Below are 23,677 nucleotides of genomic sequence, written 5' to 3'. Positions count from 1 at the left end.
TTTCGTCTATTCGTGCCCAACCGGCAGCCAAAAGGCCATGCAGGCGCCTTCCGATGACGGCAGCGCGGCCACGTGTCCGCCGTGGCGCAGGATGATCCGCTTGACGATCGCCAGCCCAAGGCCGTAGCCGCCGACCTGAGCGCCCCGGCCGCGGGATCGGTCGCCCCGCGAAAACCGGTGGAACAGGGCTTCCGTATCGTCGTCCGACAGACCGACGCCGTTGTCGCTGACCTGAACGCGCCACTCGTCCCCGTCCCGCTCGACCGACACGGCGATTTTCGCGCCGGGCGTTTTGCCGAACTTGGCGCGGGTGAACTTGAGCGCGTTGTCCAGCAGGTTGCCGAGAGCCGTTTTCAGCTCGTCGGGACTGCCGAGAATCGGCGCGTCGTCCGGCACGCTGCAGGAAATTTCGACGCCGTCAGCGGCCGGCAAAGCCTTGTAGTCGTCGGTCGTCCCCCGACAGAGCTCCGCAAGGTCAACCTGCTCCATCGGCAAGCCCTCCGGCTCGGCCTCCAGCCGGGACAGGTACAGCAGGTTGTCGATCAGGCCGGTCAGCCTCTTCTGCTGTTCGAGTATTCGCTCCAAGTGCCGCTTCTGGGCGTCGGATGCGTCCTCCATTAAAAATTCTGCGGTCATGCCGATGGCGGTCAGGGGCGTCTGGAACTCGTGTCCCGCGTCGGCGATGAACGTCCTCCGGGCCGCGTCGAGCCGCCACGCGTCACTCTGGTCGACGATGACGATCAGGTAGCCCCTCGGGGTCAGCCGCCCTTGGCAGGCAAAGCAGGTGTTCCGCTCCGGCACGACCAGCTCGGCCGACGGCGCGATTTCTCCCCCGTCAAGCCGGTCGATGAGCCCAAGCAGCTCCGGCGGCAGAGCCGAAGAGGCCGACTTGCCGAACAGGTCTTCCGCGTCAAGCATTCGGCAGGCTTGGGAGTTGCAGCGGACCACCGCCGAGCCGCGCACGACGATGACGCCGACTGGCAACGTTTCGATGAGCGATTCCAGCTCCGCCCGGCGGGACGACACTTCCAGATTGGCCGCGGTGAGCCGGGCTGACATGGCAGACATGGCCTGAGAGAGCCGGCGCAGGTCCGGGTCGTCGACGATCGGGAACAGGGGCAGCCGGTCGGCGGTCACCTGATCGGCGACGGCCGCTAAGTCCTGAAGCGGGCGAAACAGGCGGCGCAGCGTCCAGAGCATGAACGCCAAGGCGACCGTAGCGACGACCGCCAGCAGGATTAAAAAGCGCCGGTTAGCGGCTCCAATGCCTTCCGTTAAGCCCTGAAGCGGGAGGGAAAGGCGCAGGACTGCCGGTTCTTTTCCCAAGAGAACCGTTCGGGCGCAGTACAGATAATAATTGCCCTCGCTTCGGCTGTACCGGAGTTCAAACCCCTCACCGTCCCGGCGGGCCGCCGCCACTTCCGGGCGGGAAGCGTGGTTGTCCAGCGACGACGTGGGAATCGACGAGTCCAGCAGGGGACGGCCGGTTGAGTCGATGAGAGTAATCCGCCCGCCGAGCATTCGGGCTTGATCATCCAACAGGGCCGAGAACGACTCAAGCCCCTTCGCCTCCAAAAGCTGAGCCGTCAGTTGGGTCTGCTGGCTCAGCTGAAACGACGCCTGCCGGATCAGGTGCTCTTTGAGCGTCATCCTGAAGATGGCCCACGACGCGGCCAAAGCCCCGATAAGAAGTACCCCCAAAGCGACGGCGATGCGGGTTTTAAGGCTTCGCCTCATTGGCACTGCCCCTCCATTCCAATCGATAGCCCCGGCTGCGGAGCGTGGTAATTTCCGGCCCGTCTGGGCAGCCGGACAGTTTTTTCCTCAACCGGGACAGGTGAGTGTCAAGCGCCCGGCTTTCCGCCGGGTCAAGTCCCCAGACGACGGCGGTGATCCTGTCGCGGGAAACGGGCCGACCCGGACGGCTGGCCAAAAGTTCAAGGATCTGGAACTCCGTCGGGCTCAGCTCGGCTTCCCAGCCGTCGATCCGCACGACGCCGGTCTCCTGATCGAGGAAGATCCGCTCGTCCTTCGTCTCCTCGGCGTCCTGCCGCGCCATGCTGCGGCGGCGAAGCTGGGCTTCGACCCGCGCCATCAGCTCGGCCAGAGAGAAGGGCTTTCTGATGTAGTCGTCCGCTCCGGCCGCCAGTCCAGCTACCGCTTCCGATTCGTCCCGCCGGGCCGTCACCATGATGACCGGCGTGTCGCGGGTCTCCGGCGCTTGGCGCATTCGACGGCAGACTTCCCAGCCCTCCAGGCCGGGAAGCATGAGGTCCAACAGCACAAGGTCAGGCCGGCCGGTCATGATGAGTTCAAGCCCGGTGTCGCCGTCCCCCGCCCAGCTGGCCTCGTACCCAGAACGTTTCAGCGCCTGGACGAGAATGTCGGCGATCGGCGCCTCGTCTTCTATCACCAGAATATGCGCTCTGCTCACGGCCTGCTCCTTTCTGCGCCGCCTTCGGTCAGCTTCTCAGCTCCCGGGGCCGGCGGTGCTCCGAAGCCCTGACCCGGTGGCCGGTCACGATGTAGCACACGTGTTCAGCCACGTTGGTGCAGTGGTCCCCGGCCCGCTCGACCATGCGGGTCACTTCCATCAGCCGGCTCGACTGTTCGAGGGTCTCGGGCCGCTGAGCCATGATGGACGCCAGTTCAATCAAAATGGCGTGTTCCAAGTCGTCCACTTGGTCGTCCATGGCGAAAACAGCCATGGCCTCGTCGCCGTCCCGATTTGCCAGGGCTTTCATCGCCCGGTCGAGCATGGAGGCGACAAGGCCGGCCATTCGGGGCAGGTCGATGATCGGCTTGAGCACCGGCTGATTCAACAGCTTCAAGGTGTCCTTTGCCGCGTTTTCGCCGTAATCGCCGAGCCGCTCCAAGTCGCGGGCCATCAGCATGGCCGACGTGACGAGCCGCAGGTCCGCGCCCAGCGGCTGAAAGCGGGCGATCGCGTTCAGGCAGACGTCGTTGATCTCGTCGGCCAGCAGATCAACAGCCTCTTCGCCGGCGATGACCTGCCGGGCCGCCTCGGCGTTCCGCTCCGCCAGCGACCAAATAGACCGAGTTACCGCCAAGCTCACCATCGAAGCCAACCGGGTGAGCTGATTTTCAAGAGCCCGGTAGACGTCCGCCGGTCTTTTGTTTTCCTCAAGCCAATTTTCGTTCATCGCGTTCATCTCCTCCGAACGGGACGTGAGGTCCTCTTTAGTTTAGCCGAATCTGCCGGTAATGTAGTCCCCTGTCCGGGGATCCACCGGAGAGGTAAAGAGCTTCGTCGTCGGCCCAAACTCCACCAGCTCGCCCAGCATGAAAAACGCCGTCATATCGGAAATGCGGGCCGCCTGCTGCATGTTGTGGGTAACGATGACCACGGTGTACCGCTCCCGCAGCGTCCGGCAAAGCTCTTCAATTCTCTGCGTCGCCATCGGGTCAAGGGCGCTGGTCGGCTCGTCCATCAGGAGCACTTCCGGATTCGTCGCGATTGCTCGGGCGATGCACAGCCGCTGCTGCTGCCCGCCCGACAGCCCTAGACCTGACGACCGAAGCCCGTCTTTGACCTCGTCCCACAGGGCCGCGCCCCTCAAGCTGCGCTCAACGATCTCGTCGAGCTCCGAGCGGCTCCGCTTGCCCTGAAGCCGGGGGCCGTAGGCGATGTTGTCGTACACCGACATGGGAAACGGGTTGGGCTTCTGAAACACCATGCCAACCCGACGCCGCAGGTCGTTCGGGTCCACGTCGGACGCATAAATATCCTGCCCGTCGATGGTGCAGAGCCCGGTGATCCGCACCGACGGGATGAAGTCGTTCATTCGGTTGAGGCACCGAAGAAAGGTGCTCTTGCCGCACCCCGACGGGCCAATCAGAGCGGTGATCCCGCCCGTAGGCACCGACATGCAGATGGAATGGAGCGCCTGCTTCGTCCCGTAAAATAGGTCTAATTTTTTCGCTTCTATTTTAGACGGCTGACCGCCGAATTGCTCTGACATTTTTCGCGCGTCCTCCTTTTCCGCTTACGCCCCGCGCCGGCGCTTCCGGCTGAGACGGTTGCGGGCCAAAATACCTGTCAGGCACAGGGACATGACGAGCACGAGCAGCACGACCACCGTCCCGTATTGTATGTGGCGCGTCCCGGAGATATCCGTTCCGGCCGTCGCCAAGACCATCACGTGATACGGCAAGGCCATCACCTGATCGAACAGGCTGGCGGTCAGGTGAGGCACGAAAAACGCCGCGCCGGTGAAAATGATCGGCGCCGTCTCGCCGGCAACTCGTCCGAGGGCGAGAATCGCCCCGGTGATGATCGACGGCACGGACGACGGGAAAACGACGTGCCAAATGGTGTGCCACTTGCCCGCGCCGAGCGCGTATGACGCCAGCCGTTCGTCCTGAGGAACCGCCCTGAACGCCTGCTCGGACGACGTGACCAGCAGCGGCAGGCTGAGACATGCCAGCGTGAGGGACGCGGACAGCAGGCTGGGGCCAAAATGGCACAGGATGACGAACAGCTCCAGCCCGAAGAGCCCGAAGACCACCGACGGAACGCCGGCCAGACACCGGATAGCGGTCCGCAGCGCGCTGACGAACGGCCCCGGCTTGGCGTACTCGGCGAAAAAGAGCCCGGTTGCGACGCCGATCGGCAGGGCGAACGCCATGGAAAGCACGACCAGCTCAACCGTCCCGACGATGGGCGTCAAAATACCGCCGGCCGTCATGGAGTTCCGCGGCTTTTCGGTCAGAAACTCCCACGAGAGCGCCGACCAGCCTCTTTGGAGAATGAACGCAAGGATGCCAACCGCCAGTAGGATAAACGTCAGGGCAATTCCCCAGAAGAGGATCGTCGCCGCCTTGTCCTTGAGCTTTCTCATGACCTGTCTCCCAACGCGCTCCGGCGCTCAACGGCCATCGCTAAGCCGTTCAGTATCAGAGTGCCGGCCACAAGGATCAGCCCGGCGAAAAAAAGTGCCCGGTAGTGAGGCGAGCCGACCGGCGTCTCGCCCATTTCCGCCGCGATGGCGGACGTGAGAGGCCGAACCGGCGACGTCAAGGACCGCGGGAAGACCGCCGCCCCGCCGGAAGCCATCAGGACCACCATCGTCTCGCCAAACGACCGCATGATTCCCAAAAGAGCCGACGACATCAGCCCTGACGACGCGGCGCGAAGGACGACCCGGCAGATCGTCTCCCACCGGGTGGCGCCCAGCGCCATCGAAGCGTCCCGAAGGTCCTGCGGCACCGCCTCAAGCGCGTCCTGAGCCAAAGAGCCGACCACCGGCACCATCAAAAGCCCGAGAAGAATCGACGCGTTCAGCATGTTGAGACCGCTGACCAGACCGAACGTCTGCTGCATCCAAGGGGCAACTAGGACCATGCCGAGGAAGCCGACCACGATGGATGGAAGAAAGCCGAGCAGCTCCAAGGCGGGCTTGAGGATTTCCTTCATCCGGCGCGGCGCGATCTCGGCCAAAAAGATTGCCATGCCGAGGCCGAACGGCAGCCCCACCAGAGTAGAAATCAGCGTCACCGCCAGAGAGCCGACGATCAGGGCCGCCATGCCGAGCACAGGGGGCTCTTCGGCGGGATACCACAGCTTGCCCGTCAGAAGCTCGCCCAGAGAGACAGTCTTCAGGACCGGCAACCCTTCCCAGAGCAGGAAAACAAGGATGAACGCCATGATCAGCACGCCGACCCACGAAAGGGCCTTGATGAGAAGTTCCATCCTCCTGTCCATGAAATTCTCCTTTCAGGCAGGAAACGACGGGAGCCGCCCGCTCCGTCTCCGAGCCGGAGACGGCCGGGCGGCCGGACAGCGGCCTCGAGGCCGCGCAGTACCTTCCCGTCAGAAACCGAGTCTTACCGAACGTCCCGGAGCGGGACGAAACCGCATTCCTTCACGAGAGCCTGTCCCTCGTCGCTCTGCATGAAACTCAGAACGTCTGCCACGGTTCCCGTCGGCCAGCCGTTCGTGAACATGAAGAGCGCCCGAGCCAGGGAGTACGTGCCGCCGCGAACCGTTTGGACTGAGCCTTCGATCCCGTCGACTTTCACGGCCTTCACAGCCGGATCCTCGTATCCCAGACCGATGTAGCCAATCGCCAGAGGGTTGCCCGCCACAGCCTGAACAGCCGCGCCGTTGGAAGCGACGACCAGTGCTTCCGTGGTTACCCGCGCCTTGTTCATAATCTTTTCTTCCCACACTTCGAAGGTGCCCGAGCTGGTGTCCCGACCCACGACGGCGATGGCCTTATCTTCGCCGCCGACTTCCTTCCAGTTGGTGATCTCGCCGGCGTAAATGCGCTTCAGCTGATCCTTGGAAAGGTCAGTCACCGGGTTGGCCGGGTTGACGATCGGAACCAGCGCGTCCAGAGCGATTTCAAAGGGAACCGGGTACCGTTTGGCGTCGATAGCTGCCTTGACCTCCGCGTCCTTGATGAATCGGGACGAGTTCGCGATGTCCGTGGAGCCGTCGATCAGCGCCTTGATGCCGTTGCCGCTGCCAGAACCGGAAACGGTGATCGTCACGTCCTTGTGGGACTCCATGTACTTCTCCGCGGCCTTCTGGGCGATCGGAAGAACGGTGGTAGAACCGTTCATGTCGACGGTCTTCTTTTCAGCAGCCCAGCTGCACCCGGCAAACACCGACAAGCACATCAGCGACAGAAGAACTTTTTTCAATTCGCTCATCCTCCTCAAAATTTATCTTCCTGTGACAGTTTGAGTGTATTCGCCCTCCCTTAACAGAACGCCACGGAAACGTTACAGCTTTGTTACAGTCCCAAGGGGCTCTTCTCTGTTGCGCCGACACAGCAAGTTCGTATAATAAAAAGCATCGGCAGCCCGCCCGCCCCGAGAGGGACGGCGACGGGCTGACACGAGCGAAAGGATGGATCGCCATGCAGACTGCTGTTATTACTGACCGCATTTGGTGGGTCGGCGTGAACGACAGAACAACCGCCCGATTCGAAAACCTCTGGCCGCTGAAACGAGGGGTGTGCTACAACTCCTACCTGATCGACGACGAAAAGGTTGCCCTGATCGACGGAGCCCGAGCCGGGTTCCTCGACGACTACTTGGGACACATCGAGTCGGCCCTGGGGAAAGACCGGCAGGTCGACTACCTGATCGTCAATCACATGGAGCCCGATCATTCCAGCGCTATTTCTATGCTGCGCCGCCGCTTCCCCCGCATGACAGTGGTCGGCAACAAGCAAACCCTCCAGCTAATGCGCCAGTTCTACGGCCCAATCGACGGGACCCTTCAGGTCGGGGAAGGCGATCGGCTCGAGCTGGGGAGCCACGTCTTAAAGTTCATTCTGGCCCCGATGGTCCACTGGCCGGAGACGATGTTCTCCTGGGAAGAGACGACCGGCACGCTGTTCCCCTGCGACGCCTTCGGCAGCTACGGCGCGTTGGACGGCTCGGTCTTCGACGACGAGAACGACTTGGACAACTTGGAAAGCGAGACCCGCCGGTACTACGCCACCATCGTGGGCCGTTTCGGCCCGTTCGTCCAAAAGGCCTTAGCCAAGTGCAAGGACCTGCCGATTCAGCGCATCTGCCCGTCCCACGGCCCAATTTATCGGTCTCATGTGAGTCGGATCGTGTCGCTGTACGACCGGCTGAGCCGGCAGGAGACCGTCCCCGGCGCCGTGCTGGCCTACGGCTCCATGTACGGACACACCGCCCAGATGGCGGAAGCCTGCGCTCAGGGCCTGAGGGAAAAGGGCATCCTGTCGGTCAAAATTTACGACGTCTGCGGCTCCGACCTGTCGGAAGTCATCGCTGACGTGTGGCGCTACCGCGGTCTGGGCCTGTTCGCCTGCTGCTACAACATGGGCCTTTTCCCCGGCATGATGCCGCTGCTGGAAAAACTCAGAAACTGCAAGGTTTCTGACCGAATACTCGCCTTGGGAGGCAACTACAGCTGGAGCAAAGGGCTGGAACTCAAGCCGCTGATCGAATTTGCCCAAGAGGGCAAGTTCGTCATGGCGTCCGACCCGATAGAAATTCAAAGCGCCGCGACGCCCGAACAGCTTGAAGCCTGCCGCGAGGCCGGGCGGCGCATGGCCGAGATGATGGCCCAAGCGCCTCAGGCCTGAGGCGGCCGACCGGATAAAAAAGTCTCGCGCTCCTCTGTAAATAAGGAGCGCGAGACTTTTGCAGGTAAAAAAATTTGTGTTACTCGGCGAGGGCGACGACCTCGATCTCAACCTTGCCATCCTTGGGCAGGCGGGCCACCTGAACCGCGCTGCGGGCAGGCTCCTGACCGTTGAAGTAGGTAGCGTACACGCCGTTCATCTTGGCGAAATCGTTCATGTCGGCCAAGAAGACTGTGGTCTTGACCACCTTGTCCATCGACGAGCCGGCGGCTTCCAGAATGGCCTTGACGTTTTCAAGGGACTGTTTCGTCTGCTCCTCCACAGTGGCGGGGAAAACGCCCTCAGCGTTCATGCCCAGCTGACCGGACGTGAAGACGAACGGGCCGGCGCAGATGGCCTGGGAATACGGGCCGATGGCTCCGGGAGCTTTTTTCGTGCTGACTACTTTTTTCATAAGAATACCTCCCTCACTCAAGCTGAAAACGGCGCCCACCGAACTCTAAGCGCCCTTATTATTATACACGAATCGGAGAGTGGTCCTGAGTGCTTCGTCAACTGTTCACGGCTCTTTTCGCGCTAACCGCGGCGGCCCTTCCTGCTCTGGCGGTCCCTGCCGCCGGGAGCCAAGGGAACGCCTTGTCCGCTAGCTTTTTTCAGATGTTCATCGACGGCTTTCACCCCGAAAGCGGCAAGATGGTCATGGCATATCCGCCCCACGACGACGGGCTGATCCCAAGGGTTTACATCTCGCTCAAGGGGCTTCACATTCAGGGGATGAGGGTCGCGGAAGCGGAGCTGTCCGCGTACAATCTCCGCATGACGCCGCCGGAACAGTGGAAGGAACTCAAGCGGCCCCAAGTCCTCGGCTTTTTGGAGTGCAACGCCCGCGCCGTCGTGAACGAGCAGGACGTGAAGGACTTCTTATCCGGGCGCACGTTCAACCACGGACGCTGGAAAGACGGCACCGTCGACTTCTTCCCCGACTACGTCGATATGTCCTTCCGGCTGAAGGTGGACCTCAAGCTCTTTCACACGACCTTCAAGATGAACGCCCAGACGGCGTTCGACGTGAAGCAGGGTTCCCAGCTGTGGCTGGACGTCAAGTCGTTCTCGGTCAACGACCGGTCAGTGCCGCTCTCGACGGTCAACCAAATGATTCGGGGGGTTCAGCCCATCTTGGACCTGAAGAAGTTCGGCCTCCCGCTGAAGCTCGCCCATATCAAGGTGACCGACGAACAGGCGACCGTCGAAACGCTTCGCCTGCCGCGCCAGTTCGACGGGCCGACTTGGACGTGGAACGGCAAAGCGGTGAGCCGTACCAAATAGAACGCACCTGGAGGGGGGCTTCTGCTATGCCACGGCTAGAAAGCAGCCGGGCGCGGTGGCGCGTTACGGCGCTGAGTCATCTGGTCAACGACCTGCACGCCCAATTTGTTCAAGTTTTCACCCCGCTTTTGGCCGCCCGGCTGGGCCTTTCTCTCGGACAGGCCGGCGCTCTGACCAGTCTGGGCGGGGTCATGCACATGGTCGTTCAGCCGGTGGCCGGCTACCTGTCCGACCGAAGCGGCAACAACCACTTGATCGTGGGCGGCATGCTGGCCGCTGGCTTTTTCAGTTTCCTGATTCCTCTGGCGTCGAACTTCGCCACCGCGCTGGCGTTCGTCTTCCTCTGGGGACTCGGCACGGCCTGCTTTCACCCCCAAGCTCAGGGAGCCGCCAGCTATTCGGCCCGCCCCGAGGAGCTGAGCCGGTCGATCTCCCTTTTTTCGTTCGGCGGCATGCTCGGCTCGTCGCTGAGCCCGCTTTACGGCGTCTTCATGTACCAGACGTTTTCGCCGGCGATTTTGCCGCTGGCTGGCTTAGCCATTCCGCTTCTGGCCGCCGCCGCTGTGGTCCGCGTCGTGCCGCAGGTTAAGGACCCGGCGTCCGAACCTTCTGGGCTGAGACGGCTGCCAAGCAAGCTCGCCAACATGTTCGGCCGCATTTGGCCGGTCTGGTGCGTCACGTTCCTTCGCGACACGACCTGCAAGGCGCTGTCCTTCCTGCTGCCCCTTTTGGTGGCCCTGCGCGGCGGCGACTTGACCCAGGTGGGAACAGTGCTGTTCTTTCTCACGTTCTTTTCCGCGCTGGCCCCGCTGGCCCTCGTGCGGCTCTGGCCTTCAGCCCGTGCCTCTCGGCTGCTTCTTTTTACCCTGCCAATCGCCGCAGCGTTGCTCTTCGTCTCCCGGTGGCTGCCCCTGTGGACTGCCGTCGGCGCGATGAGCGCCGCGTCGCTTTTTCTGACCTGCTCCACTCCGCTGGTGGAGGTCATCGCCCAGTCGATGGCTCCCAACGATCGGAGCACGTCCAGCTCCCTCACGATGGGGCTGTCGTTCGGCGCCGCCGGCGTCATGATGACGCCGCTCGGCTTTTTGGCCGGCCGAATCGGCATCGAACACGCCCTGTCGCTGACCGCTCTGCTGCCGATCGCGGCGCTCGGCGTCGTGACTTTCATCTGGCCGCGCCGCATTCCCGGCGCGGCGCTCGGCAAGTAACGTCCCCATCCGCCCCTGAAAGGAGAAATGCTTATGCCGTTTCAATTCGGAGGTTTCGGCAATTTTCGGGACTTCTCCCGCCGCTTCACCGACGACTTTTCCGACGACGCGCCGTCTGAAAACCAGCCGGTCTTCCGCCGCGGGTTCCCTCTGCGGAAGCGAACCGTCGTCATCGGGCTCGTTCTGCTGTTCGTTCTGGTCGGGCTTCCGGCGCTGGCCAGATTCTTGGCGTCCTACTGGTGGTACGCCGCCGAACGCCTGACGCCGGTCTTTTGGACGCAGGTCCTTCCCCAGTGGGTCCTCTTGGGGGTCTTTACGATCATCGCCTGCGCCGTTTTGGCGCCGTCTCTCCTGCTTGCCCGCCGGCGCGGACGCCAGTTCGCGGAGAACTCCGGCAACGAGCTGGCCCCGCTGTTCGGCTTCCGCACGTCTCTGATCGTCGTTTGGGTGGCGGCGATCCTGCTGTCCCTCCGGCTGTCCCTGCCAGTGATGGACCAGTGGCCGATGGTGCTCCAGTTCCTCTACGGCAAGCCGTTCGGCACGACGGAAACGATCTTCGGCCGGGACGTCGGGTTCTACGTTTTCACCCTGCCGTTCCTGAGGTTCCTGCGCGGCTGGCTGGTGAACCTGCTGTTCGTCACCATCGTGGCGTCAGCGGCCGTGTACGCTCTCGCGCTGTTCGCGGCGCTGAAGCAGGGCGGGGTCGCGGCGATTCCTCACCCGGTCAAAAGTCACCTGCTGGGCCTCGGCGCGCTCCTGACGGTCTTGTGGGCCATCTCGTTCTGGCTCCGCCGGTATGACCTGCTCTACTCGCCCCGGGGCGTGGGGTTTGGCGCCAGCTACACGGACATGCATGCGGTGGTCTGGGCTTACTGGGCTTTAGCGCTTCTCGCCCTGTCCGTCGGAGTTGGCCTTCTGGCGGCAATTCGGGCCAACAGGAGCTGGAAATTCGTCGGCATCATGCTGCTGAGCTTCGTCGCCGCCAGCGCCGTGCTGCAGTCCATCGTCCCCTCGCTGGTCGAGAAGTACGTGGTCGAACCCAACGAGTTCCAAAAAGAAAAGCCTTACATCGAGTACAACATCGCCGCGACGCTGGCGGCTTACGGTCTGGACAAAGCCCAGATCAGCCCGATTGAACCGACGCCCGCGATAAGCCAGGCGGACGTCCAGTCCGACGCCGAGACGCTGGACAACGTGCGGCTCTGGGACTACCGCGCTCTGATCCGCAGCTACAAGCAGCTCCAAGAGATCCGGAGCTACTACAATTTTTCGGGCGTCGACACGGACCGGTATGTCATCAACAGCCGCCAGCGCCAAGTCATGCTGGCCGTTCGGGAGCTTGACCCTTCGGGCATGCAGAACCCCACCTGGGTCAACAGCCACTTGGAATTTACCCACGGGTTCGGCCTAGTGATGAACCCGGCAGGTCAGGTCGCCGCCAACGGACAGCCGCCGCTGTGGATTCGGGACCTTCCGCCGGTCACGTCCGTGCCGATTAACGTTCAGCGGCCGGAAATTTACTTCGGCGAGGAGACGTCGGACTACGCCTTCGTTAAAACGAAGGTGAAGGAGTTCGACTACCCGATGGGCGAGGCGAACGCCCGATCGTTCTATCAGGGAACCGGCGGCGTGCCGATCAACTCGCTGTGGCGTCAGCTGGTCTTCGCACTGGCGTTCAACGACTCGAAGATCCTCTTCTCCGACGTGTTTGACGACGACAGCCGGGTCATGTACCAGCGCAATATCATCGACCGGCTTAATCAAGCCGCGCCGTTCCTCCTCTACGACAGCGACCCGTACCCGGCGATCGTCGACGGGCGAATCATTTGGATTGTGGACGCCTACACCGTCACGGACCGGTATCCCTACTCGGAGCCGACCCAGCTTCACATGAAGGACCCTCGCTCATCCTACCGTTCCCTGACGCTGAACTACATCCGAAACAGCGTCAAGGCCACGGTCGACGCGTACGACGGCACGATGAACTTTTACGTCGTCGACGAACAGGACCCGCTGATCGCCACGTGGAGCCGGATTTTCCCGTCGCTCTTCAAGCCGGCGTCCCAGATGAGCGACGACCTGAAACCTCACCTGCGCTATCCGAAAGACCTGTTCTCCGTTCAGGCCAACGTGTACGCCACGTACCACATGCAGGACCCCAACACGTTCTACAACAAGGAAGACGTGTGGCGGACTCTGACCGGGACCGGCGGCGAAAACAGCTCGGTGGAATCGGACTACGAAAGGGACTGGCGGACTATTCCCGAGCTGACAAGCGGCAGCGGCTCGTTGGACTCGTACTACGTGACGCTGAAGCTGGAAGGCGAAAAGAACTCCGAGTTCATGCTGATGACGCCCTACACGCCGGTTGGCCGAGACAACATGATCGCGTGGCTGGCCGGCCGCTGTGACGGCGACAGATACGGCGACCTGTTGGTCTATCGGTTCTCCAAGCGAACTCTGATCTACGGCCCCAATCAAGTGGCCGCCCTGATCAACCAAACGCCTGAAATCTCCGCCCAGCTGTCGCTGTGGTCCCAGCGCGGCAGCGACGTCATCAGAGGGCACCTGCTGGTGATCCCGGTGGGCAAGTCGCTGCTCTACGTTCAGCCCTTGTACCTGAAGGCCGAGACCAGCGAAATGCCGGAGCTAAAGCGAATTATCCTGTCCAGCGGCGGGCGAGTCGCGTGGGACGAGACATTCGCCGGGGCGCTGGAAAAACTTCTGGCCCAGACGGCCGGCGGCGCCCTGCCGCCTCAGCCGAAGACCCCAGAGCCGCAGGAGAAGGCATCCGGCGGACAGACCGCTGGGGGGAACGCGGCAGAACTGGCCCGACAGGCCCAAGAGGCTTGGCTCGACGGACAGGCGGCGATGAAAGCCGGAGACTGGGCGTCGTACGGCAAGTCGATGAACCGGCTTGAAACGATCCTCTCCGGGCTTCTCGAGGCGACCGGCGCTCAACTTGAGGAACCGGAAGGCGCTCCAGCTGCTGACTCTTCCAAGTAGACCGTCAGTGGACGTTCCGTCGTCCCCTGACTTTTCCTTTTCCCGGCGGAACTGAGCGCGGCGGGCAAAAGCATGAACTTTTCAAAGGAGAAGTGACTTTTATGGCATCTCAAGACGTCTATCAGCGTTCTATTGACCTTCACCGTTCCTGCCGCGGCAAGGTGGCGATGAGCCCTAAAATGGCCGTCGGAAACATGGCCGACCTCGCCTTGGCTTATACGCCCGGCGTCGCCGGCCCCTGTCGGGTGATCAGCTCGGACCGGCAGGAGATTTACGAGCTGACGGCCAAGGCCAACACGGTGGCCGTCATCTCCGACGGCAGCGCCGTTCTGGGGCTGGGGAACATCGGCCCCGAGGCAGCGATCCCCGTCATGGAGGGCAAGTGCGTCCTCTTTAAAACGTTCGCGGACCTCGACGCGTTTCCGCTGTGCCTGAGAACTCAGGACCCAGACGAAATCGTCAAAATCGTCTCCGCCCTGACGCCGACTCTGGGCGGCATCAACCTCGAAGATATCTCCGCGCCTAGGTGCTTCGAAATTGAAACCCGTCTGAAGGACGCCTGCGACATTCCGGTTTTCCACGACGACCAGCACGGCACGGCGACCGTCCTGCTGGCCGCGCTGCTGAACGCGCTGAAGGTCACGGGCCGGAAGATGGCCGAGACGAAAATCGTCATCAACGGTGCCGGCGCGGCCGGAACGGCCATTGCCCTGTTGCTGGCCCAGGCGGGCGCGTCGGACATCGTCCTGTGCGACTCCCGGGGCATCCTGTCCCGTTCTAGGGATCTTTCCCCGTGCAAGGCGCGTCTGGCGGAGGCCACCAACCCGCGCGGCGTCGAAGGGACGCTGGCCAACGCGGTCAAGGGGGCGGACGTTTTCCTCGGCACGTCGGTCGCCGGGGCGCTCACCGGGGCGATGGTCAGGTCCATGGCGCCCGACTCGGTGATCTTTGCCATGGCCAACCCGGTGCCGGAGATCTTCCCGCAGGAAGCGAAGGAGAACGGCGCGGCGGTCGTCGGCACCGGCCGAAGCGACTTCCCCAACCAGGTCAACAACTGCCTCGGCTTCCCCGGCATCTTCCGTGGGGCGCTGGACGTCCAGGCCTCCTGCATTAACGACCGCATGACGTTAGCCGCAGCCGACGCGTTGGCAGGCCTCATTCCCGACGATCAACTGAGCGCCGACTTGGTCATCGCGGACAGCTTCGATCCTCGCGTCGTGCCGGCCGTCGCGGCCGCCGTGTCGAAGGCCGCGCGAGAGACCGGCGTCGCCCGACTGTAACATTTCTGAACCGCCGGGCCGTTTCCGCCTCACTGGGGGAACGGCCCGGCGTCTTTGTCATCAGTTCTACCGAATATCGGGGAGACGCGGGCGTTTGACTCTTCTAACTACTCTTCCAACAGGATAATCTTGCGGCGTTCTACGTTATAATTCACTTGTTTTGAGTTGACCCGGCCTGCCGGGTGATGAGGTGAGACGATGAAAAACATATCAACCGGCCAGAGACGGCTGGCTGCCATTTTAGGGCTGTCACTCGCCGGATTTGTCAGCTTGGCCGTCCAGAACCGAACCGGGCTCGCCATGTTCTTCGCCGGTTCCCTTCTGGCGTTCGCCCAGTGCGGCGCGCTTCTGGCGTCCGACGAGCTTCGCCGGCTGTTCGGCCCGTCGGACCGAGAGGACGCGACGAGAAAGAAGACGGTCGTTCCGCCGTGGCTCAGGACGCTTGGCGCGATCGTTCCGCTCGTCCTTTTGGCCGCCGTGTGGAGCTGGTTTTTCCTCATCGTGGGCGACTTGCCTCCCCAGGAGACCTTGTCGTGGCTCGACGGCATTTTGGCGGTCGTCCCGCTTCTCGTTTCGATTCTCTTGGCCAGTTGGTGGAGACTCTTTGAAGATGATGTCGCCGACGGCGCTCTGATCGGCGCGTTCCTTCGGGCCGACCGAGTCATTTTCGGCATTCTGGCAGGCGGCGCGGCCCTGTTCATCTGGACAGGCGTCTCGATTTCCCTGCCGGTTCGGATCGCGTTCATCCTGCTGTGGGCCTACGCTCTCGTCTCGTTTGCCGTCGGCGCCGTTGGGTTCGTCCTGTCCCTCAGGAGCGGAAACGACGCGCAGTTCGCCATGGCCGGCCGGCTCTTCGGCGGCTCGACGCTGGTCGATCAGCTTTCCGCCCACACCGGCCTGTCGCTCCACTCCCTCTGGAGCCTCGGGTACCTGCGGAAAAAACTTCCCCTGACGGCTCTGGCCGTGGCGGGCATCATATGGTACGCCACAGGGTTCGTGGAAGTCGGCCCCGGCCAGCAGGCCGCGGTGTACCACTTCGGCCGGCTGTCGGCTCATAACATCACCGGCCCGGGGTTTCACATGGTGCCGCCGTGGCCGCTTGGACGAGTCGAGGTCTTCAACACCGACCGGATTCAGGCGCAGGAAGTGGGCTTTCAGCCCAACCAGTCAAAGGACTTCCTCTGGGCCCAGTCCCACAGCACCGACGAGATGTCGTTGGTCACAGGCGGCGGCAAGGAGCTGGCCGCGATTAACCTGATCGTGAAATGGCGGATCGGGGACCTGTTCAGCTACCTGACCAACTACGCTGACCCGGAGCGGCAGCTCATCGCCCAGTCCTACCGACTGTTGGTTCAGGAGACCGCGTCCAGCGATCTGGACACCCTCATTTCCAAACGGCGGCACGACCTGTCCGAACGGGTTATGAACGGGCTCAGGGACTTCTGCAACAAAAACGCCTTAGGTCTCCAAGTCGAAGACGTGGTGGTCAAGAGTATTCACCCGCCGATCGAGATCGGCTCGGTCTACCAGTCGGTGGTCAGCGCCCAGATCGACAAGGCGACCGCCCGACTGGCCGCGCAGGGCGACGCCGACGCCGCGATAGCCGGCGCGCAAAGCGACGGCAAGCGAATGCTGGACGATGCCAAGGCCGAGTCGGAGCTGAAAAACGCCGACGCCAAGTCGGAGGCGACGAGTTATCTGGCCAGCCGGGAAGCGTACCACTCCTCGCCGGCCTGCTACGAGTTCACCAAGACGATGGCCGCCCTGACTCAGGCCTTGGCCGGGCGGAAACTGTATCTGCTAGGAGACGGCGTCGCCCCCGAGCGGCTGATCCTCTCCAACGGCCAGTCTCAGCTCACAGGCGCCGACGGCGCCGCTTTAGACTCAACTCTCTATCAGGACGGCCAGAACGGCTCAGCCGGCGCCGCTTCGACCGCGCCATCCGCCGCCTCGGGGCAGGCGGCTGGCAGCCCGGCGAGCACTGAACGCAAATAGGAGGAATTGACGAATGGCTAAAGAAAGAACTCTCGCTCAGGTCTGCCTCAAGTGGGTACTGGCCGCCGTGGCGCTGGGCCTGATCGCCTTTTTCGGCTTTACCTTTCAGGTTCAGGAGCGTCAGCTGGCTCTGGTGCTGCGGTTTGGCGCGCCCCGGTCTGTGGTGACCCAGTCGGGCCTCCACTTCCGGCTCCCGTGGCCGTTTGAGGAAGTTCGGCACTACGACGGGCGCCTTCGGTACCAGGAGTCGGGCTTTTTGGAAACCCTCACCCGGGACAAGAAAAACGTCGTGCTCCAGACCTGGACGACCTGGCAGATATCCGATCCGCTCAAGTTCGCCACGGCAGTCGGCAACGACGAACAGGCGTCCAAATACCTTGACGACCTGACGACGAACGCCACCAACGGCGTGATGGGCAACTACGACCTGACCGCGCTCGTCTCGCTGGACGAGGGCGACCTGAAAATCGAGAAGATCGAAGGGGACCTGTTCGATCAGGTGGCCGACTCGGCCCAGCGCCAGTACGGCGTCCGAGTGACGGCGGTCAAGCTGCGCCGCGTCGGTTTCCCCTCGTCCAACATGGCCAGCGTGCTGAACCAGATGTCCGCCGACCGGCAAAAGCAGGTCGTCCGTCTGGCGGCCGAAGGCGAGCGCGACGCGTCGGCGATCCGCGGCGACGCGGACGTGCAGGCCGCCACGATCCGAGCCAACGCGCAGGAAGAAGCCGCGGCCATCACCGCCCAGTCTGAGAAGGACGTCTCGGCCATCTACGCGGCCGCCCACTCGAAGGATCCGGAGCTCTTCAAGTTCCTCACCAAGCTCCGCGTTCTTGAAGCTGCGGTGAACGAGTCGACGGTCCTCGTGCTCCGAACTTCCCAGAGCCCGTTTGACGTGCTGAGCGCCAACCCGCTGATCGGCCGCAAGCCCCTTCCCCAGACGCCAGCAAAAGAAAAGGCCGTCTCAACGCCGAACGAGCCGGCCGCGGAGAGCAATCAGTGAACCGCCAAGACTCCTCCGCCTTGGCCAACGCCTTGGTCACTCTGGCGGGGTGCTTCCGCTGGGGCGTCATCATCATCCTCGTCGGTCTGGCCTTTTCCGGACTTCGGATGATTAAAAACGACGAAGCGGCGGTGATCCTGCGGTTCGGCCGGCTGGTGGGCTCAAGCCGGCAGGAGCAGGTTCACGGCCCTGGACTGCTCGTCGCGTTCCCGTCGGTGATTGACCGCGTGGTCGTCGTGCCGGTCGGCCGCGTCCACGAGGTGACAATCGACGCGTTCGCGCCGGGGCTGTCCACTCTGGGACTGATTCGCGCCTCCGGATACGCCCTCACGGGAGACGGCAGCGCCGTCACGCTCCGCGCCACCGCCAAGTACCGCATCGAAGACCCGGTCGCCTGGGCCTTAGCGGTCCAAAACCCCGCCGATATCGTTAGAGGCACCGTCACGTCAGCCATCGGGCAGGCCGCCGCCGGCTCGCCGGTGGATCAGCTGCTGACCACCGGCAAAAAGGAGCTGGCCGAAAAAATTCTGTCCGCCGCTCAGAAACAGCTGGACAAGCTCGACACCGGCGTCGGGCTGATCGCGCTCGAGTTCCGCGCCATCGAGCCGCCGCGGGAGACGAAAGCGGCATTTGACGCGGTCATCGATGCGACGGTCAACCGGGAGACGGCGGTGAAAGAGGCGGTTCAGTACCGGGAGCAGATCGTCCCGGCCGCCGTGGCCGACGCGGCTCAGACGGTGCAGGACGCCAAGGCGCTGGCGTCTCACGCCTCGGCCGCGGCCAAAACCGACCTGGCCGAGTTCTGGGGCGTGCTGCCCCAGTTTCAGACGAGCCCGCTGGTCACGTCCGAACGGCTGTGGGCCGACCGGGTGTCCGAGCTTCTGCAGCGCATGAAGACCACGTGGGGCCTGCCGCCTGACGGCTCGCCGCGGCTTCTGCTGCCTTAGGAGGAACTCATGAAGCGCATTCATTCCATGGCCGACGACTCGCTGCGGGCCGCCGGCGGCAGCTCGCTCACAGCCAGCGAGCGGGAGCGCATCGAAAACCGCATTTTTCTGGCGCTGGCCGCTCTGGCCTGCCTTTTCGCCGGCCTAATTTACCGGAGCCTCTTCCCCTCCCAAACCGCCGTCACCGGCTTTATCTTCTTGGCCGGCTGCCTGATCGGCGCGTCCCCGGCGTTCGTCGCCGCCGCGCAGGGTTTTTTAAGCCCCAACACGACGAACAGCACTGAAATTCTCGTCACCATCGCCATTTTGGCGAGCTTCGTCAGCGGATCCCACGTGACCGCCGTGCTGATTCCCGTCATCCTGTCGTGCGCCCACTTCTTCGAAGAGCGCAGCATTCTGGGCGGGCGCGAGGCCATCGAGGGACTTCGCCGCATGCAGGCTAAGACGGCGCTGCTCGTCGAAGACGGCGCGGAACGGTCGGTAGACGCCGCAAGCCTTGTGCCGGGACAGATTGTCGCCGTCAAGCCGGGAATGACCTTCCCCATCGACGGGACCGTCCTGTCCGGCAAGAGCAACGTGGACCAAAAATCGCTGACCGGCGAGTCGCTGCCCCAGTCCGTCAAAGCGGGAGACCCGGTGTACGCTGGGACAGTCAACTTGGACGGCCCCCTGACAGTCCGGGTCGACAAGCCGGCGGACAACACGTCGTTCGCCAAGATTCTGGAGCTAATGCACCGGGCCGAGCGAATCACGATTCCCGAAGCCCGCGTCATCGACACGTTTCTCCACTACTACATCCCGTTCTCTTTGGCCGCAGCCGGAGCCGTGGGGCTTTTCACCCACGACATCTCACGGGCCATCGCCATTCTCGTCGTCAGCTGCCCGTGCGGCCAGCTGCTGGTCAGCTCCGCCCCGATGATCGCCGCGCTGGGAACCGCGTCGCGGCACGGGCTGCTCATTAAAAACTCCAAGTTCATCGAGGACCTGACCCGGGTCGACACGGTCGTTTTGGACAAGACGGGAACCCTCACGCTGGGCGAGCTTCAGTGCACCGACCTTCAGCCACAGCCCGGCGTCACGAAAAGTGAACTGCTCGAAGCGGCAGCCGTTGCCGCCAAAGACTCGCTTCATCCCATCTCCCGGGCCGTTGCCGCCGCTGCCGGAACCGCCGGCTCGTGGACGGACTGGGAAGTGCGGGAACACTCCGGCCGAGGCATGGAAGCCCGGCGCGGCGGCGACGTCATCCTTTTCGGCAGCGCCGGCTGGCTGACCGAAGAGGGCTTTGACGTGCCGGACGTCTCAAACATCGGCCCGGTGTCGTGGACTGCGAAAAACGGCCGCCTGCTGGGCTGTCTGCTCTTCGGCGACCAAGTGAGGAACAGCGCCCCGGAGGCCATGGGACGTCTGCGCCAGCTGGGCGTGAAGAGGATCGTCATGCTGACCGGCGACAACGACTCATCGGCTCAGGCCGTGGGGAAAGCCTGCGGCATGGACGATATCCGCTCCCGGCTCCTGCCGGAAGACAAGCTGGAAGCCGTCCGAGAGCTTCGAGGGTCCGGCGTAGTACTGGTTGCCGGCGACGGGGTCAACGACGTGCCGGCGTTGGCCGAAGCCGACGTCGGACTGGCGCTCGGCGCCATGGGCAGCGACGCCGCCGTGGACAGCGCGGACGTGGCTCTGATGAACAACGACCTGAACCACATCCCGTTCGCCCTCGACTTGGCCCGCTCCACCAGACGGATCATCGTCCAGAACGTGGCTCTCACGTTCTCGATCAGCTTCGTCATGATCGCCCTCTCGGCCGCGGGAATCGTCGTCCCTCTGACCGGCGCGGTGCTCCACAACGTGGGCGCGTTCGCCGTCCTGCTCAACAGCTCCCGGCTCCTGTCCCTGACGCCGGAAGGTTCCCTTTCGCGCTGACGGCAAATAAAAACGCCGCCGCCCTTTTGAGGGCGGCGGCATTTTTATTCGCCACGTTATCCGGGAAGTCGAAAGGCCAAGTGCGGCCGGCCGTCGAAGAGCGTCACAGCCGCGTCCACGCCGAACAGTTTCTTGACGAACGGGGCCGTCAGCAACTCGGCCGGCGTCCCGTACCCGGGCACTCGTCCGTCTTCCAGTGCCAAAATCCGGTCGGCGACGAGAGACGCCAAGTTCAGGTCGTGAATGACCACCGCGGTCGTCTTCTTCTCCTGCCGGAGCAGCGCCGCAACGGCCAAAGCGTGAGCCGGGTCAAGGTGGTTCATCGGCTCGTCGAGGACGAGCGCCGCGGCGTCCTGACACAGCACCCGGGCCAGCATGACCCGCTGCCGCTCCCCGCCGGACATATCGGACACCCGACGGGATCCGAACCCCTCGAGGCCCACCCGAGCCAACGCGGCCTCGGCGAATCCAAAGTCGTCCGCCTCGTACGCCCGGCCGAATCCGCGCTGGGCGTAACGGCCCATCACCACCAAATCGGAAGCGGTAAAGTCAGCTCCCAGCAGCATGGCGTCCTGTTCCAGCACGGCCAAGTTTCTGGCCAGCTGCCGGGACGACAGGGTCTCCAGCGGCACGCCGTCGATTTTTATCCGGCCTTGGGACGGATAGGTTCGGGTCAGGTGGCGCAGGAGCGTCGTCTTTCCGCTACCGTTCGGGCCGATGACCGCCGTGACCAGCCCGTCGCCGAACGAGCAGGACACGTGATCCAGCACGTACCGGTCCCCAAGCTGGCAGCTCAGATCTTTAATCTCTATCACGACTGGCCTCCGAACGAATAGTCTTTCTGGACGAGCCACACGAACAACGGCGCGCCGACCAGAGACGTGAGGACCCCGACCGGCAGTTCCTGAGGCGCGTACACCGTGCGGGCGAGCGTGTCCCCCCAGACGAGGATAATCGCGCCCAAGGGCAGGGCCACGGCCGTCAGCCCCTTGTGCCCCGGCCCGACGAGACGGCGGGCCAAGTGCGGCGCGAGTAGCCCGACAAACCCAACCACGCCGGTTTTAGACACCAACAGCGCCACCACCAGAGCGGACGTCAGGGCCGCGCCGATCCGAACCGGCCGAACGGGAATGCCCAGCGACGCGGCAGGTCCGTCGCCCAGCAACAGACCGTCCAACTCTTTGTGAGCGGCCAAGGTCCCGACCACGCCAGCGGCCAGCGCCAACAGCACCGGCGGCAGATCGGCCAGCCGGGCGGTCGAAAAGCTGCCCAGCATCCAGAACATCGCGCTGCGCAGCTCCGAGTCGTTGTGGGCCTCGCAGAGCGTGAACGCCGTTAAGGCTGAGAAAAACGCCCCGACGCCCAGCCCTAAAAGCACCAGCCGCAGGGCTGACGGCCTTTTTCCCGCCAGCGACAGCACGACGGCCAGCGAGAGCACGGCGCCGGCGAAGGCGCCCAGCTGGACGGCCCACCCGCCGGCCCACGGCAGCCCGCCGAAGATGATGATCCACACCGCGCCGGCCGACGCCCCGCTGGAAAGGCCCAGCACGTACGGTTCGGCTACCGGGTTGCGAGTCAAAGTCTGCATCAAGACGCCGGCCAGAGCCAAGACCGCCCCTCCAGAGGCGGCAAGAAGCACCCGGGGAAGGCGCAGCCCCCAGACGATCGCCTCGGCCGCTGGCCCTCCGCCCGGGCCGCCCCACAGGTGCGAGACGAGGACGGCCGCCGTCTGGGACAGCGGGACGTGAACCGCGCCGATGCCGAGCGACAGCAGCACCGAGACGACCAAGAAGACCAAAAGAAAGGGCAAAAGCGTGCCCGCTTTTGCCCTCCTGTCAGTTCTAGTCGCCATACACAGCCTTGCTCAGCCGCTCCAGAGCGTCGATGTTCCGGATGCCCGGGCAGATATCAGCCAAGCTCACCTGTGCGAACGCGTTGTTCTTGATGGCCGTCACGTCCTTGAGGGGCGCGAAGTTCTTAAGCCACTCGATCTTCGTGGGCGCGTCGGTCTCCTGGAAGCGAACGCTCTTGCTGTAGCCGATGACCACGATCACGTCCGGGTTTCCGGCCACGACTTCTTCCCAGCTGCACTTGCCCCACGTCTTCTTCACGCCCTTGCCGGCCAAAATGTTCTCGGCGCCGATCAGGCGGAACAGGTTGGTGGTGAAACCCTCATACACGGTGAACGCGTCGTCGCTGCCCGAATCGTAGATGAAAATCTTCTTCGCGGGCTTGCCGGCAATGCGCTTCTGAATCGCCGCCAGCTGCTCCTTCTGCTTTTCCACGTACGCCTTCGCCCGGTCTTCAACCCGGAAGATGCGCCCGAAGGTCATGAAATCGTCAAACAGCGTGTCCAGGTTGGCGTCAAAGTCCACGGTCGAACGGGGAATGAAAATCTTCACGTTCCGATCGAGCAGCGCCTGAGCTTCCAGCCCCTTCTTGGAGAAGGCGGTAGCCCAGCCGGTGGCGAAGTCCGGCGAAGTGGCCATGAAGACTTCCATCGACGGCCAAGTGTCGGACAGCACGGGGACCTTCTTGTACGCCTCGGCAACGGGCGGATAAATCGGCTCCTCGAGGAACGCGGTGCCGACCATCGACGGCTCGAGCCCCAGAGCCAGCATCATCTCAGTGGTGAAGTGGGACAGGCTGACCGCCCGCTTGGGCGCCTGCTCGAATTTGCAGGTGTACTTGACCCCGTCCACCTCGCCGGAGACGGTCGGCACGTCCTGAGCGCCGGCCCCTGACGCCGCCATCGCGAGAGCCGCAGCTGCAGCTCCCAGGGAAAGCAAAACCTTTTTGGATCCAAACATTCTCCCATTCCTCCTTTGTGATCTGTTCCTGCTGTCTTTAAAACTGGCTAAAAAAGCGACGGGCCTTTGCCCGTCGCTGTTGCCGCCGTTGG

At 63.3% G+C, this 23,677-nt stretch carries 20 protein-coding genes; 9 read left to right on the top strand and 11 right to left on the bottom strand.

Features of this window, described 5'->3' with window-relative positions:
• Positions 1-6: 6 nt before the first annotated feature.
• From HMPREF1249_RS07615 to HMPREF1249_RS07585, 7 genes are all read right to left on the bottom strand, one after another.
• Entirely contained in the window at positions 7-1,737 is a 1,731-nt protein-coding gene (locus HMPREF1249_RS07615; RefSeq protein ID WP_008520198.1) for a sensor histidine kinase, read from the bottom strand.
• Positions 1,721-2,434 carry a response regulator transcription factor gene (locus HMPREF1249_RS07610; protein ID WP_021776102.1) on the bottom strand — a complete coding sequence of 238 codons (714 nt, stop codon included), beginning with the start codon at positions 2,432-2,434 and terminating at the stop codon, positions 1,721-1,723. Before HMPREF1249_RS07610 ends, HMPREF1249_RS07615 begins: the two co-directional genes overlap by 17 nt.
• A 28-nt stretch (positions 2,435-2,462) precedes the next feature.
• On the bottom strand, positions 2,463-3,164 hold the full coding sequence (gene phoU / locus HMPREF1249_RS07605) for a phosphate signaling complex protein PhoU (protein WP_008522525.1): 702 nt from the start codon (positions 3,162-3,164) through the stop codon (positions 2,463-2,465).
• Positions 3,165-3,206: 42 nt separating this feature from the next.
• Positions 3,207-3,983 (bottom strand): phosphate ABC transporter ATP-binding protein PstB, encoded by a 777-nt coding sequence (pstB, locus tag HMPREF1249_RS07600; protein ID WP_008520185.1) that lies wholly within the window; start codon positions 3,981-3,983, stop codon positions 3,207-3,209.
• 24 nt (positions 3,984-4,007) lie between these two features.
• Entirely contained in the window at positions 4,008-4,862 is an 855-nt protein-coding gene (gene pstA, locus HMPREF1249_RS07595) for a phosphate ABC transporter permease PstA (RefSeq protein ID WP_008520184.1), read from the bottom strand.
• Complete coding sequence (gene pstC / locus HMPREF1249_RS07590; RefSeq protein ID WP_008520181.1) at positions 4,859-5,725, bottom strand: phosphate ABC transporter permease subunit PstC; 867 nt, start codon at positions 5,723-5,725, stop codon at positions 4,859-4,861. The genes pstA and pstC overlap by 4 nt, the downstream gene beginning before the upstream one ends.
• A gap of 122 nt (positions 5,726-5,847) precedes the next feature.
• Positions 5,848-6,678: a phosphate ABC transporter substrate-binding protein gene (locus HMPREF1249_RS07585; protein ID WP_035786697.1), complete on the bottom strand. Its 831-nt coding sequence runs from the start codon at positions 6,676-6,678 to the stop codon at positions 5,848-5,850.
• Between the two features lie 209 nt (positions 6,679-6,887).
• Between HMPREF1249_RS07585 and HMPREF1249_RS07580 the strand changes: the two genes are divergently transcribed.
• Positions 6,888-8,093, top strand: coding sequence for an FprA family A-type flavoprotein (locus HMPREF1249_RS07580; protein WP_008520178.1), 1,206 nt, complete (start codon positions 6,888-6,890; stop codon positions 8,091-8,093).
• A gap of 79 nt (positions 8,094-8,172) precedes the next feature.
• Here HMPREF1249_RS07580 and HMPREF1249_RS07575 read toward each other — a convergent pair whose 3' ends face one another.
• Positions 8,173-8,547 (bottom strand): RidA family protein, encoded by a 375-nt coding sequence (locus HMPREF1249_RS07575; RefSeq protein ID WP_008520174.1) that lies wholly within the window; start codon positions 8,545-8,547, stop codon positions 8,173-8,175.
• 89 nt (positions 8,548-8,636) lie between these two features.
• Between HMPREF1249_RS07575 and HMPREF1249_RS07570 the strand changes: the two genes are divergently transcribed.
• From HMPREF1249_RS07570 to HMPREF1249_RS07535, 8 genes are all read left to right on the top strand, one after another.
• Entirely contained in the window at positions 8,637-9,419 is a 783-nt protein-coding gene (locus tag HMPREF1249_RS07570; protein WP_008522519.1) for an LmeA family phospholipid-binding protein, read from the top strand.
• Between the two features lie 26 nt (positions 9,420-9,445).
• Positions 9,446-10,627 carry an MFS transporter gene (locus HMPREF1249_RS07565; protein WP_008520172.1) on the top strand — a complete coding sequence of 394 codons (1,182 nt, stop codon included), beginning with the start codon at positions 9,446-9,448 and terminating at the stop codon, positions 10,625-10,627.
• 33 nt (positions 10,628-10,660) lie between these two features.
• On the top strand, positions 10,661-13,633 hold the full coding sequence (locus HMPREF1249_RS07560; protein WP_008522518.1) for a UPF0182 family membrane protein: 2,973 nt from the start codon (positions 10,661-10,663) through the stop codon (positions 13,631-13,633).
• 101 nt (positions 13,634-13,734) lie between these two features.
• Positions 13,735-14,913: an NAD(P)-dependent malic enzyme gene (locus tag HMPREF1249_RS07555; RefSeq protein ID WP_008522517.1), complete on the top strand. Its 1,179-nt coding sequence runs from the start codon at positions 13,735-13,737 to the stop codon at positions 14,911-14,913.
• A gap of 198 nt (positions 14,914-15,111) precedes the next feature.
• Entirely contained in the window at positions 15,112-16,908 is a 1,797-nt protein-coding gene (hflK, locus tag HMPREF1249_RS07550; protein WP_008522516.1) for a protease modulator HflK, read from the top strand.
• A 13-nt stretch (positions 16,909-16,921) separates the two neighbouring features.
• The gene (gene hflC / locus HMPREF1249_RS07545; protein WP_008522515.1) at positions 16,922-17,908 is read left to right on the top strand and encodes a protease modulator HflC; all 987 of its coding nucleotides are present in this window, start codon (positions 16,922-16,924) and stop codon (positions 17,906-17,908) included.
• On the top strand, positions 17,905-18,855 hold the full coding sequence (gene hflK / locus HMPREF1249_RS07540; protein ID WP_008522514.1) for a protease modulator HflK: 951 nt from the start codon (positions 17,905-17,907) through the stop codon (positions 18,853-18,855). Before hflC ends, hflK (HMPREF1249_RS07540) begins: the two co-directional genes overlap by 4 nt.
• Positions 18,856-18,864: 9 nt before the next feature.
• The gene (locus tag HMPREF1249_RS07535; RefSeq protein WP_008522513.1) at positions 18,865-20,775 is read left to right on the top strand and encodes a heavy metal translocating P-type ATPase; all 1,911 of its coding nucleotides are present in this window, start codon (positions 18,865-18,867) and stop codon (positions 20,773-20,775) included.
• A 56-nt stretch (positions 20,776-20,831) separates the two neighbouring features.
• Here HMPREF1249_RS07535 and HMPREF1249_RS07530 read toward each other — a convergent pair whose 3' ends face one another.
• From HMPREF1249_RS07530 to HMPREF1249_RS07520, 3 genes are read right to left on the bottom strand one after another with little or no spacing between them, the layout of a single operon-like run.
• Positions 20,832-21,590: an ABC transporter ATP-binding protein gene (locus tag HMPREF1249_RS07530; protein WP_021776113.1), complete on the bottom strand. Its 759-nt coding sequence runs from the start codon at positions 21,588-21,590 to the stop codon at positions 20,832-20,834.
• Positions 21,587-22,627, bottom strand: coding sequence for a FecCD family ABC transporter permease (locus HMPREF1249_RS07525; protein WP_008520157.1), 1,041 nt, complete (start codon positions 22,625-22,627; stop codon positions 21,587-21,589). Before HMPREF1249_RS07525 ends, HMPREF1249_RS07530 begins: the two co-directional genes overlap by 4 nt.
• On the bottom strand, positions 22,617-23,585 hold the full coding sequence (locus HMPREF1249_RS07520; RefSeq protein ID WP_008522512.1) for an ABC transporter substrate-binding protein: 969 nt from the start codon (positions 23,583-23,585) through the stop codon (positions 22,617-22,619). The genes HMPREF1249_RS07525 and HMPREF1249_RS07520 overlap by 11 nt, the downstream gene beginning before the upstream one ends.
• Between the last annotated feature and the right edge of the window lie 92 nt (positions 23,586-23,677).

The organism is Jonquetella sp. BV3C21, assembly GCF_000468895.1.
In the GTDB taxonomy this organism is placed as follows: Bacteria; Synergistota; Synergistia; order Synergistales; family Dethiosulfovibrionaceae; genus Jonquetella; species Jonquetella anthropi.
The sequence above is the reverse complement of the archived record's forward strand: the minus strand, read 5'-3'. Positions and strand labels throughout refer to the sequence as shown.